This window comes from Streptomyces griseobrunneus (assembly GCF_046713465.1).
GTDB lineage: Bacteria > Actinomycetota > Actinomycetes > Streptomycetales > Streptomycetaceae > Streptomyces > Streptomyces microflavus.
This window is the reverse complement of sequence record NZ_CP177080.1, coordinates 443,581-457,019: the sequence shown is the minus strand read 5'-3', so window position 1 is coordinate 457,019 and position 13,439 is coordinate 443,581. Positions and strand designations below refer to the sequence as shown.

At 69.1% G+C, this 13,439-nt stretch carries 10 protein-coding genes; 3 read left to right on the top strand and 7 right to left on the bottom strand.

The features are described 5' to 3' along the window. Positions 1 to 27: 27 nt before the first annotated feature. From ACK8N7_RS02235 to ACK8N7_RS02205, 7 genes are all read right to left on the bottom strand, one after another. Positions 28 to 1,059 carry a methyltransferase gene (locus ACK8N7_RS02235; protein WP_500440622.1) on the bottom strand — a complete coding sequence of 344 codons (1,032 nt, stop codon included), beginning with the start codon at positions 1,057 to 1,059 and terminating at the stop codon, positions 28 to 30. Continuing rightward, the gene (locus ACK8N7_RS02230) at positions 1,056 to 3,446 is read right to left on the bottom strand and encodes an SDR family NAD(P)-dependent oxidoreductase (protein ID WP_500440620.1); all 2,391 of its coding nucleotides are present in this window, start codon (positions 3,444 to 3,446) and stop codon (positions 1,056 to 1,058) included. The genes ACK8N7_RS02235 and ACK8N7_RS02230 overlap by 4 nt, the downstream gene beginning before the upstream one ends. Further along, complete coding sequence (locus ACK8N7_RS02225; RefSeq protein ID WP_500440618.1) at positions 3,443 to 4,156, bottom strand: O-methyltransferase; 714 nt, start codon at positions 4,154 to 4,156, stop codon at positions 3,443 to 3,445. Before ACK8N7_RS02225 ends, ACK8N7_RS02230 begins: the two co-directional genes overlap by 4 nt. Beyond that, a complete protein-coding gene (locus ACK8N7_RS02220; protein ID WP_500440617.1) occupies positions 4,144 to 5,139 on the bottom strand; it encodes a 3-methyl-L-tyrosine peroxygenase-related protein in 996 nt (331 codons plus the stop codon). Before ACK8N7_RS02220 ends, ACK8N7_RS02225 begins: the two co-directional genes overlap by 13 nt. A gap of 110 nt (positions 5,140 to 5,249) precedes the next feature. Then, positions 5,250 to 6,752, bottom strand: coding sequence for an HAL/PAL/TAL family ammonia-lyase (locus tag ACK8N7_RS02215; RefSeq protein ID WP_500440615.1), 1,503 nt, complete (start codon positions 6,750 to 6,752; stop codon positions 5,250 to 5,252). A 16-nt stretch (positions 6,753 to 6,768) separates the two neighbouring features. Next, complete coding sequence (locus tag ACK8N7_RS02210; protein ID WP_500440614.1) at positions 6,769 to 7,614, bottom strand: NAD(P)H-binding protein; 846 nt, start codon at positions 7,612 to 7,614, stop codon at positions 6,769 to 6,771. A gap of 116 nt (positions 7,615 to 7,730) precedes the next feature. Beyond that, positions 7,731 to 8,759 carry a zinc-binding dehydrogenase gene (locus ACK8N7_RS02205; RefSeq protein WP_500440612.1) on the bottom strand — a complete coding sequence of 343 codons (1,029 nt, stop codon included), beginning with the start codon at positions 8,757 to 8,759 and terminating at the stop codon, positions 7,731 to 7,733. A gap of 1,188 nt (positions 8,760 to 9,947) precedes the next feature. On the opposite strand from ACK8N7_RS02205, the gene ACK8N7_RS02200 reads away from it, so the two are divergent. The 3 genes from ACK8N7_RS02200 (at position 9,948) to ACK8N7_RS02190 (ending at position 13,143) form a co-directional block, all read left to right on the top strand. Further along, positions 9,948 to 10,765 (top strand): IS5 family transposase gene (locus ACK8N7_RS02200; RefSeq protein ID WP_185300792.1). Its coding sequence is split into 2 segments (ribosomal slippage): positions 9,948 to 10,287 and positions 10,287 to 10,765, totalling 819 coding nucleotides; the frame shifts between segments, so codons are not numbered across the junction. Between the two features lie 102 nt (positions 10,766 to 10,867). Beyond that, positions 10,868 to 12,259 carry a helix-turn-helix domain-containing protein gene (locus ACK8N7_RS02195; protein WP_500440610.1) on the top strand — a complete coding sequence of 464 codons (1,392 nt, stop codon included), beginning with the start codon at positions 10,868 to 10,870 and terminating at the stop codon, positions 12,257 to 12,259. Continuing rightward, a complete protein-coding gene (locus ACK8N7_RS02190; RefSeq protein WP_500440608.1) occupies positions 12,256 to 13,143 on the top strand; it encodes an aminoglycoside phosphotransferase family protein in 888 nt (295 codons plus the stop codon). The genes ACK8N7_RS02195 and ACK8N7_RS02190 overlap by 4 nt, the downstream gene beginning before the upstream one ends. The last annotated feature ends 296 nt before the right edge of the window (positions 13,144 to 13,439 follow it).

The window sequence follows — 13,439 nt, the reverse complement described above, 5'->3', positions numbered from 1 at the left end:
GCGGCTGCTGGACGGGTGTTCGGACTGTCAGGGCCGGTGGGCGATGACGACTCCATTGGCGGTGGGTGCGGCGAACCGGTGCACCTGGATGTCGGTGAAACCGGTGTCGGTGAGCCAGCCGGTGAGCTCGTCGACGGTCAGGCCGTGGCCCCAGGTCTCGACCTGCATGGCGAGGCCCATCAGGGCGGCTTCGAGGGGGCCGTCTTCGGAGTCGGCGACGAAGAGTTCGCTGACGATCAGCCGACCGCCCGGCGGCAGGGCCTGGAAGCACTGCCGCAGGATGGTGCGGTCTGCGGTCTCGTCCCAGTCGTGCAGGATCGACGACAGCAGGACGGCGTCGTAGCCGGTGGGCAGGGGGTCGGTGAAGAAGTCTCCCGGAATGGTCGTGATGCGCTCTGTCAGGTCGGCCTTCTCGATGCCCGGTCGGGTCAGCTCGCAGACGAAGGGCAGGTCCACCACGGCCGCGCGCAGGTCGGGGTGGGTACGGCACAGTTCGATGTCCCACGCCGCGCCGCCGCCACCGACATCCAGCAGAGCGCGGGTTGCGCCGAGACCCACCCGTGCGACGAATGCGCGGGCCGTGACGGTGGAGACCGCGTACATGGCCTCCCAGAACGTCTCCATGACGTCGGGGTCGGCATCGTCGAACAGCGACTTCTGCCGTGCGGGGTCCCAGGCGGTGGGCCGGTTGGCGCGGAGGGATTCGGTGAGGCGCATCCAGCCCGGGTAGTCGTGCCTGTCCAGCATCTCCACCCACCCGCCGAAGTAGTCGGGGCCTCCGCGGACCAGATACCGATTGGACAGTGGTGAGTTGAAGCAGTGGACCCCGTTTTTGGTGATCAGTCCGAGGGCGGCGCAGGCGGTGAGCAGGGAGCGAGTCGGGCGCGTGTCGAAGCCGAGGTGTTCGGCGATTTCGGCCACGGAGCTGCCGGGGTGGCGTGTCAGGGTGCCGAAGAGATCGATGTCGAGTGCGGTCGACAGGGTCTTGGACACCCACAGGCCGGAGGCGAGTTCCATGATCTTCTGGGGGCCCTGCGCGGAGTTGGCTTCGGTGGTCATCGTTCGGACTGCCTTTCCCGGTGGGTGGGTGCGGCGGCCTTGTCCTGATCCGGGGAGAGCGTGCTGTCCACGGCCTGCGGCGTGAGGTAGTGCCCGGTGGGGAAGCGGGCGTGTTCGGCGACCAGGCGGAGCAGTGCTCGCGCGGCGTGTTCCGGCGGGGTGAAGCGGCCCTGGTCGCGCTGGGTGACGAGCCACTGGCCGATCTGGTCGGCCCAGGGGTCACCGGTGGGGTGGCGGGCCAGATGGTCGCGGGTGACGCCGAGGTCCAGCAGTCCGGGGTGGAAGCTGAAGGCGGCCACGTGGTGGGGGCGGAGCTCTGCTGCGAGGTTCTCGGTGAGTTTGATGACGGCGGCCTTGGAGACCGAGTAGGCCGACGCGTAGGGCCAGCGGTGGCGGCCTGCTTCGCTGACGATGTTGATGACGCATCCGCTCCGTGCCGCGATCATGACGGGGACGACGGAACGGCAGGTATGCGTGGTGCCCAGGATGTTGACGTGCATGGTGCGCCACCAGTGCTGCGGGTCCGCTTCCCACACGGGGCCGAGCGGGCCGGGTATCCCCGCGTTGTTGATGAGTACGTCGATGGTGCCGAAGGCGGCCACGGCGCGCTCGACGACCTCGGCCACGGCCTCGGCATCGGTGAGATCCGCCGGTGCGGTGACGACTCGTACCTGTCGTGACCGGAGTTCGGCCGCGGTCTCGTCCAGTGCCTTGGAGTCACGTGCGGTCAGGACCAGTTGAGCGCCGGCTTCGGCGAAGGCGTCGGTGAGGAAGCGGCCCAGGCCGCGGCTGGCGCCGGTGATGAGGACGGTGCGGCCGTTCAGGGAAGGCGAGGACAGGTCTTCTGCGGGCCGTCGGGTCCGCGTGACCAGTTCGCGGCGCAGGAGCTTGCCCGACTGGTTGCGGGGCAGAGCGTCCACGGCTTCGATGGCTCTGATCCGGCGCTGCGGGGGTACGCGTTCGCGGACGTAGTCGGTTAGTTCGCTCAGCGCGACGGTTTCGCGCAGCACCACGAACGCCTTGGGGATCTCACCGTAGGCGGGGTGGGGGACGCCGACCACCGCGGCGTCGGCGACGGCGGTGTGGGTGAGGAGGACGGCTTCGAGTTCGGCCGGGGCCACCTGGTGCCCGTTGTACTTGATGAGTTCCTTCAGGCGGCCGGTGATGGTGCAGTGCCCGATCCTGTCGACGAGAGCCAGATCGCCTGTGTGCAGCCATCCGTAGTGATCCCGTAGTGGCGGGGATGTCTGCTCGCCGGGCAGATAGCCGGGGCTGATCTGGGGACCGCGTACCCACAGCTCCCCTTCTTCGCCCGCGGGGAGGGCTTCGCCCGTGCTGGGGTGCGCGATGCGCACGTCGGTGCCGGGCAGCGGGAGCCCGACCGAGCCGGCGGGTGCGGTGCTGCTGTCGGGGGTCAGGTGGGTGCAGCCGGCCTCCGTCATGCCGTAGCCCTGTTGTACGGACACCTTCAGGCGGCGGCTGCAGGCGTCGGCCGTGGCCGGGGCCAGAGGTGCTCCTCCTGAGAAGACCCTGCGCAGGCTGGAAAGGTCGTACCGGCCGGCCGCGGGGTGCGTGGCGAGCTGGGCCACGGTCTGCGGCACCAGGTAGGCGACGGTGACGTGGTGTTCCTGGATGGCCCGCAGGAACTCCTCGAAGCTGAACGGTGATCCGGTCACCACCAGGGTGCCGCCGGTGCGCAGGGTGTGGTTCAGGGCCATCTGCATCCCGTAGATGTGCCGCCACGGTGTCACGGCCAGGACGACGTCGTCCGGCGCCAGACGGTGGCGGGCGTGGATCTGCTCCAGATTGGCCGCCAGGTTGTGGTGGGTGAGGATCACCTGCTTGGCGTGCCCCTGCGTGCCGCTGGATGAGGCGAGGACGGCCACCGCCTCGGGGACGGCTTGGGGGGTGGGGGGAGCCGGCGCGTCGGTCTCGGCGGCGAGGCGGGACCACGGAATCCAGTCGGGCCGCTCCCGCTCTTCACCGCTCCCCTCGACGACCACCGTGCGGGCCACGGATCGGGCGCCTGGCAGCTCTGTCAGCTGCCGGCAGGCGCTGGGTGGCGCGACGAGCCAGCGGGCCTGGGAGGCGCCGATGGCCCGTTCCCACTCCGCGGGCGGCGCCAGCGGGTCGAGCGGCTGGACGGTCATGCCCGCCAGCAGGGCACCGTGGTAGGCGGCGGCGAAGGCGGCGCCGTTGTCGAGGACGATGGCGACGACTTCTCCCTGCCGCTGGGAACGACGGACCAGCAGGGAGGCGAAACCCCTTGCCTGGGCCGACAGTTCACCGAAGCTGGTCCGTTGCCCGGTGCGGCAGTCGATCAGCGCCCGCTTGTGGGAAGGGGCCGCCTGATCAATACCGATGGCGCGGAAGTCGGGTGCGGTCATGACGTGCCCCCTGGTGGCGGGCCGGACCTCGTGGCGGGGCGCTTGCGGGCGATGGTCAGGCCGTCGGCGATGGGCAGCATCACGGATTCCACCCGCTCATCGGCCCGTACCCGTTCGTTGAAGCGGCGGATGGCCCGGGCGTTGCCGGTGCACCGGGGATCGGCGGCGTCTCCCCCGTACAGCACGTTGTCCGCGAGCAGCAGTCCGCCGGGGCGCGTCCGGGGAACCAGCAGGTCCCAGTAGGTCTCGTAGGAGACTTTGTCGGCGTCGAGGAAGACCAGATCGATCGATTCCTCCTCGGGCAGCGCGCTCAAGGTCTCCGTGGCCGGTCCGACGCGGAGCTGGATGCGCTCGTCCACGCCCGCCGCCTGCCACGCCCGGCGGGCGATGCCGGTCCACTCCGCCGACAGGTCACATGTGATCACCGTGCCGTCCGGCGGTAGCCCGAGGGCGAACGCGAGGGTCGAGTAACCGGTGAAAGTGCCCACCTCCACGACGAGCGTGGCTCCCGTAATCTGGGTGAGCAGGGTCAGAAAGGTGCTCTGCTCGTGCGGGATCCGCATCTCCGCCACCTGGCCGAGAGCATGGGTGTGCTCGACGAGCCGTTGTTGGACCTCTGTGGGCGGCTCGGCCTGTGCGACCAGGTAGCGGTACAGCTCGGGCGTCATGGAGACGGTCTTGTCGTCGTCGGAGATGCTCACTGGGGGCATCGAGAAGCTCCTTGCTGGAGTGGAACGGTGCCGGCCCGGACCGGCACGTTCGGGTGTGCGGCGGATGGGCGGGCTGTGGCGGCGAGGTCTTCGGCCAGGGCACGCAATAGGGCGCCGGCCTTGTACTCGAAGGCTTCGACGGAGCCGGTGTGCGGGGGGCCGAACCCGGCCGGCGGGGAGTCGGCTTCGGTCAGGCCGTACACGCAGACGTCGCACAGCACCTGCGCCAGTCTGCGCACCAGCTGGGCGGCGAACGCCGACTCGCACACCACCTCGCGGTGCACCGCGAAGTAGTCGTCGTAGAGCTCCCGCTCGGCTTCGGACGGCGCCTTCCCGGGGCGGCGTCCGGCTTCCTGGAGCAGCGAGGCGCCGTCGGGCACCAGCTTCCTGGCCACCGCCATGTGGACCCGGTGGTTCAGTCTGGCGGCTTCGGCCAGGGGCGCGGTCGTCGCCTCCGGATGGAGGGCGCGTACGCGCTTGGTCAGCTCCGGAATCGCTTGGTAGTCGCGGGCCCACTCCCCGCTGAAGGCCGGGTGCCGGGCCATCATGTCGGCGCGGACGGTCTCCGCGTAACGCCGCGGCGGGCAGCCGCCGGTGTAGAGGAACAGCACGGAGTACACGTCGTACAGCCGGGCCGCCGTGTGGATCGCGGGCTCGGGCGGTCCGGGCCCGTCCTCCGCCTCCTCCAGGGACCGTCGCAGGCACTGCCACACGGCGAAAGCGGCGTGGTGCCCCACCACCCAGCGATAGCGCGTGCGTCGGCGGGTGTCCTCCGGGGCCCGCAGTGCCCGGGGGTGCATGCCCGTCGCGGCCTGTCGTAGCAGGTCCAGGTCGGTGTCGAGCTGCTGGTGGCATCTGCCGCCGGTGTGCGGACACGCAGGGGGCCGAGTTCCAGGCTCGGGCAGGAACAGTGGTTCCACCGCGGCGAATACGTCGGGTGGCGCCAGGATGTGGCAGGGGAGGACATCTGCAGCCTGTGTCATCTGCGCTCTCCGGTGGGATACGGGGCGGGGGTGCGGGGTGGGGCCCGCGGTGCGCTGTGCGCGACGGAGTGGGTTTCCCGCGCGCGGGTCTGCGGGCAGGCGCGCGGGGGTCAGGAGGGCTGGGCCAGTCGGTCGAGGAGGTCGGCGGCGTGGCGGATCTCCTCGTCCAGGGGCCGGTCCTGCACGATGGGCGCACAGATACTGGCCAGTTGGTCGATCAGAGCGATCGAGTCGGGTGTCAATGTGCGATGGCCGAGGTGTGCCGCTTGCCGCAGGGCCAGGGCGAGAGAACCTTGAAGGAGTCTCAGGTGGTGGGCCGCGTCAAGGGCGTTGAGGGCAGCCTGGGTGCCGAAGGGGATCACGTCCTGGTTGTGCAGGTTGGTGGGCAGGCTCTGGACCGAGGCGGGGTGGGCGTTTCTGCGCATCGTGGCCACGATGGCGGTAGCGGCCAGTTGCACCCCCTGCAGCGCGTGCTGGCGCCCGGGATCATTGGACAGCATCGGCGGCAGGCCGCCGTTGCGGTGCGGGTCGACGAGCAGGTCGAGTTGCCGTTCGGCGAGGTTGCCCAGCTGGGTGGCGGCCAGAGTGAGCAGGTCGCAGGCGAAGGCGGCGGGCTGGCCGAAGAAGTTGCCGCCGTGCGCCACGATGTCCTGGTCGGGGAAGAAGAGCGGGTTGTCGCTGACGGAGTTCAGGTCGTGGTCGACGACCTTCCGGCCGTACGCGAGTGCCGAGGTGGCCGCGCCGATCAACTGCGGGGTGCACCGCACGCTGTACGGCTCCTGCAACAGGCGCGTCCCGGAGGGGACAAGGCCGTCGAGGTGCTCTCGCAGTTCGCCACCGACCCGGGCGGCTTCCGGATGTCCGAAGGCGGCCAGGAGTTCGGGGGCGAGGAAGGCCGGCTCGGCGCCGAGGACGTCGGTGAGGACGGCCGAGAGCAGAACGGCGCTGGTGCGGGAGCGGATCAGTGAGGCCGTAGCGAGGCCCGCCGCGGCCGCGGTCAGCGAGGTGCCGTTCACCAGAGCCAGGGCGTCCCGGCCACCCAGCTCCAACGTGGTGAGCCCGGCCAGGGACAGGGCCTCGGCCGCGGGGAACCGCCGCCCGTCGACGTAGGCGTGGCCGTCCCCGCACAGGGCCCGAGCCACATAGGACAGCGGGACCAGGTCTCCGCTCGCGCCCAGCGAGCCCAGACGCGGCACGGCCGGAGCGAACGTGCTTCCCAAGGCCGCGGACAGCGTGTCCACCACCGCGACGGACACCCCGGAATACCCCCGGCACAGTGAGCTCAGCCGGATCAGCATCGCGGCCCGTACCGCAGCGGGGGCCAGGTCGGGTCCCTGCCCGGCACCCAGGTGGGCCAGAGCGTTCTCGCACTGATCGGCCGGATCCTCCCGGCCGCGGAAGCCGACCAGCGGACCGAAACCCGTGGTGGCCCCATAGACCGGACGGCCGTCCTGCATGCGCCGCAGAGCGAACGCGTGACAGGCGGCGACCCGTTCGTGGACACCGGGTCCGAGAACAACCTCCACCGGGCCGGTGGCGGCGCGCTCCACTTCGGTCAGGACGAGCGGTGCGTCGATGTCGATCGTGAGGGGACGCGGCATCGTCGTGGACACAGCAGTACCTCCAGCATCAGGGGTCCTCGGCGAGGATTCGCCGGAGGTCGAGGGGTGCGTGTCCGGTCAGATCGCGCACGGTCGTCGTGGTCCGGGCGGCGTCGCCGCCGCGGACGGCGGTGAACAGCTCCAGGAGCAGCGAGACCGCGTCCTCGTGCAGGCCCGCGGCACCGCACGCATGGGCGTACGCGTCCTCACTGAGGGAGCGGAACACCACCGGTCTCGCCCAGGCGTCGGAACACAACGAGGCGACCGTCGGACCGTCCAAGGACGCGGGACCGGTCAACTCGTAGATTTTGCAAGAGTGTTGTTCAGGGGCCGTAAGCACCAGGGCGGCCACCTCGGCCACGTCCTGGACGGCGACATAGGCGATCTTGTCTTTCGGGCCCACCGGCAGCAGGTACTCTCCCTGCCGCAGCATGGGAGTGAACAGTCCTCGGGTCAGAGTGCTCATGTACCACTGGGAACGCAGATGGGTCCAGCCTCGCCCGCTCGCCTCCACCAGTCTCTCCAGGCGGCGCAGAACGAAGGTTTCCGAGAGCGTCGCCATATGCGCCGAGTTGACGACGAAGTGCTCCACCCCATGAGCCAGAGCGGCCTCGACGAAGGGCTTCAGCTTCTGGTCGGAGTGAGCGTCCGCCAGGGGCGCGATCAGCAGGACTTCGGTGATGCCGTGCAGGGCGCCGCCGAAGCTGGAGGGGTCGGCGAAGTCGAGACGGCGGACATCGGCATCCTCAACGCCTCGTGCCGCGAGGGTCTCGGGGGTTCTCGTACCGAGCACTGCCGCATGCCCGGAGGCGGTGAACCTGCGGGCAACGGTGCGGCCAAGGGTCCCGGAGGCCCCCGTGATCAGGACGGACATGATGCACCTGCTTTCGCTGACCTTGGAATGCGTGCGTGCCGAGCAACTTGTAGGACGCGGAGAAGACCTGCACCCGCCGGCTGCCGGGAGGGCCGGCTCTCAGGGGGCCCGCGCGGTCATAGGCGGACGAGCGCCTTCAGGGCCGTACGGTCGGCCATCGCCCGGTACGCGGCCGGAACGCCGTCCAGGTCCGTCGTCAGGTCGAACACCGGGGATGGATCCAGACGCCCGGCGAGCACCTCGTCCAGCAGCGGCGGTATGAGCGCACGCGCCGGCGCCAGCCCGCCCGACACCGTGAGGTTGCGCAGGAACAGCGGACCGAGATCGCCGATCCCTCCGTGCGGCGCACCCACCAGAGCCACCGCCCCACCGTCGCGCGCCACCGACAGGGCCGTATCGACGGCGGGCTGGGTGCCGACGCACTCCAGCACCGCGTCCGCCCCCAGCCCGTCGGTGAGTTCACGCACCCGGGCCAAGCCCTCGTCTCCTCGCTCGGCCACCACGTCCGTGGCGCCAAAGGAGACACCGACGCGGGTGCGCGCCGGATGGCGACCGAGCAGAAGGATCCGCTCCGCGCCGGCCCGGTGCGCGGCCAACACGGCACACAGCCCTACCGCGCCGTCACCGACCACGGCTACGACAGATCCCTCGGTCACCCGGGCTCCGCGTACCGCGTGAGCCCCCGTCGCCATCACGTCGGCCAGTGTCAGGACGGCGGGCAGTCGTTCGTCGTCCGAACCGAGCCCGATCCGGACCAACGTCGCCTCCGCGAACGGCACACGGACCGCCTCGCCCTGCCCGCCGTCGTGGTCACCACCCCACATCCCGCCCCGCGCGCACGACGACGACAGGCCCGAACGGCACGGTCGGCACGTCCCGTCCGCCCACAGGAAGGGAGCCAGGACCATGTCTCCCTCACGGAGCCCTTGGACGTCAGCTCCCACGTCCTGCACCACGCCGAGGAACTCATGACCGGCCCGACGTCCCGGCGGAATGCCTCCCTCTCCGCGGTACGCCCACAGATCGGTCCCGCACACAGAGGCCAGCACAACACGGACCACCGCATCGGTGGAAACCTCGACCCTGGGGTCGGACACCCAGGCGACCCGGACCCCGCTCGCATCACCACGAATTACAGCCCGCATCTCTTCCCTCTTACGCCTCGTACCAGTGTTCGCTGTGGGCAAAGCCCCTGAAGGGGAGGCGGCCGGAATGCGACGGAGTTGCGCGGTCAGATGCATAGCACCAGGTGAGAGCGTCTCTCCGCTGCATGGTGTCGAGACTGACCGTCTGGCGACATCACATCCCGACTCGGGCTGTCGGCAGGCGAACTGCGGAAACGTCCGTGCAGGTCCAGGTGTCCTCATACGAGATACGAGGCATTCTTCGACACTGCCGTACGACACATGTCCGGCGTACTCCGGCTCGGCCCCTGAAGGGTGCAGCCGTCCGAAAACGACGATGCACCTTGGGCAGGGCGCCGGGCAACGGGCAACCGGGGGCTCGTGAGGAGTAACGGCAGTGAATCGAAGCGTGAGCACCGCCAGGGCGTACCACCGGCGCACAGGAGTACGCAGGCGCACCGAGAATACGACGGCCCCATTTGCTCCTACTTGAGCGTCACTCGGCGGTTCACGGAACCCGATCACCGGCCAGACACCCCTCGAACGCCTAGGGCGTGAGCTCGCCTCCGTCCGCAAGTCCCGGAAGGTCGGGGGCTATCTGTCGGGCTGCGGCGGATTGTCAGTCGACGAGACATGAGAACTGTCAGTGGCTGGTGTTGCCCCGGGCGGCCGTAGTCGGGCTCAGCCGATGGTGGGGCGGCGGCGTTCGACGAGGGCGACGTCGCGCAAGTGGCCGTGGTGGAGGCCGATGGCGGTCGGTAAGGCCGCCGGTGATCCAGATACTGGCGAGGGAGACGATGCCGAAGACGAGGAGCACGGTGTCGACCCGGTTGGCCAGGGCGGTGCCGTCGAGCAGTGGTGCGATGTGGGTGTGGAGGAAGTTGTGGCCAGCGCGAAGGCCATGGCGGTGGGCCATCGCTGGGCTCATCGACCACATCCAGCAGTCATCCCAGGAACTCCCGGGCTGACCAGGCCGGTCGAAGCCACGCTGGCGATGCTGCGCCCCGCCCCTCCGAACGCGACGACGCTGCCCAGGGGCCGTCCAGGCGCACCGCGTCCTTCGCTGAAAGGCGCTCACTCACGGAGCGCCAAGCGACCTGGCTTGGCCGACAGAGGCTCTACATAGCCCAGTTCACCGAGGTAGTGGAATTCATAGACTGAGAGGATGTCTCACGTGGCTGCTCCGCTGATGCGGCATGATGTTGGATCGTGGGTGCTGATCTGTCGCGTCGGCTGGTGCCGGACGAACTGTGGGAGCTGACCGCTCCGTTGTTGCCGAGGTTCACGTCCCGTCCGCAGGGTGGTGGTACGGCTCCGGTGGACGAGCGGGCGGTGTTCACGGCCGTGGTGTACGTGCTGACGAGTGGGTGTGCGTGGCGGTATCTACCGGAGTCGTTCGGTGTCTCACCGGCCACCGCGCACCGCCGGTTCACGGTGTGGACCGAGGCCGGGTTGTGGCGCAGGCTGCACCGGGCGGTGCTGGACGAACTCGGCGCCCGGGGTGAGCTGGACTGGTCGGCCGCGATCGTCGATGCCGCGTCGGTCCGGGCAAAAAGGGGGGCTCGCTGACCGGGCCGAATCCGGTCGATCGCGGCAAGAAGGGCAGCAAACTCCACGTGCTGTCCGAGGCCCATGGCCTGCCGCTGGCCGTGGCGGTGTCCGGCGCCAACCTGCACGACAGCCAGGCGTTCAAGGCGTTGATTCTCGGCATCCCCGCCGTCCGGTCCCGGCGCGGACCACGTCGGAGGAAGCCGGTGAAGGTCCGTGCGGACAAGGCGTACTACTCCGCCGAGCACCTCCGCTGGCTCCGCGGCCGCAACCTCATCGCACGGATCGCCCGCCCCGGTATCGAGTCCGGCGAGCGGCTCGGCCGGCACCGCTGGAAGATCGAGCGGTCGATCTCCTGGCTCTTCGGATACCGACGCCTCACCGTCCGGTACGAACGAAAAGGCAGCCACTTCCTCGCCTTTCTCGGCCTCGCCGCAGCCCTCACCTGCTACAAGAGACTCGCGAAGCTCGCCACGTGAGACATCCTCTTAGGCAGAGTGCACCGAGAACGTGCAGAGCCTGATGCCGAGAGGTGAAGAGTTCGGCATCAACGACTTCGGGGACAGAACATGCCGCAGCCAATGAAGCAGCTCGATCCAGGGGCGTCCCCTCAGGAGTGGTTCGGCACCGAGCTGCGCCGACTTCGCCTGGAACAAGGGCTGTCAGCCAAGGCGTTGGGGCGGTTAGTGCAGGTCAGCGACGATATGATCTTGGCGATCGAGAAGGGCAAGTACCCGAGTTGTCGCCGCGATGTCGTTCAGCGGCTCGATGACACCGTCGGTACGGGAGGGCTCCTTGACCGGGCATGGCCGATGGTCTTCGGCAGCCGCGATGCCGATAAAAAGCGGGCTGATGCCGATAAGGCTTCCACGCGCCGAGGGGAGGGAGCCGTGCAGGCGTCGGCAGGCCGCATCCTGGGAAGAGACGAACCAACTCTTCGCCCTGGGAGCCAGGAGCCCGTGATTCGACGCTCGTTCCTCCAAATCGGCGGTCTCGCCGCCATAGCCCCTCTCAACTTCACCGATGTCTTCGCCTCCGCGGAACTGTCCCTCCCGGCACATGTCAACCCGAGCCACGTCGACCAGGTCTTGGCCGTCGCCACCTCCATCAGTGGCATGGACAACGAGTTGGGCGGCGGTGGCGTGGTGCGTGACGTAGCCGCCCGAGCGATGCAGTGGTCAGCCGGCCTGCTGCAAGCCCAGTTTCCTGAGCACATGCGAACCGACCTGTTTGCCGCTGTATCGCGACTCGGGATTGTGGTCGGCGCTTCGGCCTTCGACGCCTACCACCACGACGAAGCCACACAGACCTTCCGGTTCGCAGCGGACTGCGCGGAGGAAGCTGGCGATTGGCACCTGCGGGCCAAGACGTACTCGTTCCTTGCGCGGCAAGCCGTGTGGATCGGAGCCCCCGACGACGGTCTCACCTACGCTGAAAAGGGGCTTGTACGTTCCGACCGCTTGACGGCGACCGAGCAGGCAATGCTTCACACAGCAAGGGCCAGAGCCTTCGGGAAGATGGGCAACATCCGCGACACGATGGCGGCCGTCGGTGCATCGGATGAAGCGTTCACCCGCGCCCGCCCCGCCGAGGATTCGCCCTGGATGGCCTACTACGACGAGGCGCAGCACGCCGGGGACACGGCTCACGCCCTGTTTGATCTGGCGATCCTTGCCGGACAGGACCCGGGCCGGGCGGCCCGCCGATTCGACACGGCGGTGAAGGGACACACGGATGCCTACAAACGGTCTCGTGCGATCTCGCGGACAAAACTCGCCTCCCTGCTGATGGCCAAGGGCGATCCTCACCAGGCGGCGGTGCTCGGCCACGATGCCCTGAACGAGGTCGGCCGACTCACCTCCCGGCGAGCGGCCGACGATCTGCGGCAGCTCGGTCACTTCGCATCGAAGCATCGGACTGTTCAGGAGGCTTCGGCGCTGCGGGATCGAATCGCCGCTACGGTTTCCGCATGACTTCTTCGGCGGCCGCGCCCGCGAGCCATGTTCTGGAGCAGGCGTGCTCCACGATCGGTCTGGACTCCGAGGGGGCGGAACCGTTGCGTCTGGCCGAGAACCAGATTTGGCGGTTGCCTCATCAGCGGGTGATCGTGCGAATCGCACGGGAGGGGCAGAGCGATGCGGCGGCCCGCGAGGTACGCGTGGCGCGTTGGCTCGCGAAGGAGAACGTTCCGGCCGTGCGACTGGTCGACGTTGAGCAGCCGGTCGACGCGGACGGTCGACCGGTGACCTTCTGGGAGGAACTTCCACCCCAGGACCATGGCTCCGTGGAGGACGTAGCTCAACTCCTGTTGCAACTGCACTCGTTGCCCACTCCGGCGATCGAGCTGGGGGACCTCGACCCCTTCGTCCGGGTTCATGAACGGTTGCAAGCGGCCACCACGATCCGGGACGACGACAAGGAGTGGCTGCACGCCCTTCATCACGACCTAGCAGCGGCCTGGGCCGATCGGCCGGCAGGTCTTCCCGACCGCGCTGTGCACGGCGACGCCTGGCCCGGCAATATCGTCCGTACGGCCGACGGGGTGCTGATGATGGACCTGGAGCGCTTCTCGGTGGGGCCTCCGGAGTGGGATCTCGTGTCAACTGCCGTGCGCGCGAAGACCACCGGAGCCGTCAGCAGCCGCGAGTACGACCAGTTCTGTGCGGTCTACGGACACGACGTGACGGCGTGGGAGGGCTACTCCATCCTCGCGCGTACCCGTGAGCTGCGGATGGTGACGTACGCGGCGCAGCACGCAGCCAGCAATTCGGAGTGGAGGAGCCAGGCACAGTACCGGATCGACTGTCTGCGCGGTCGATCCGGTCCGCGGCCATGGTCGTGGAAGGGCATCCTCTGATCGGCGGACTTGGTGAAGAACGGGGCGTTCATGTGCCCCGGGAACGGCGCGGCCAGGTTCTCGCCCATCGGCAGGAAGGTGTAGGTCTGCCCGCGCCGCGGTCGGCGCAGGGCGGGCAGCGGGAGCGCGACCTCGACGACGGCGGACCGCTTCCACTCCTGCCACGTGTCGTCGAGGAGACCGGAACCCACGGCCTTTGCGAGCGTGCTGTTCAGCCGTTCCTTCTCCACGGTGCCCCGGGCCACGAGAAAAGTGCCGGACGGCCCCAGGTCCACGGTCGCGAAGGAAACGGCGGA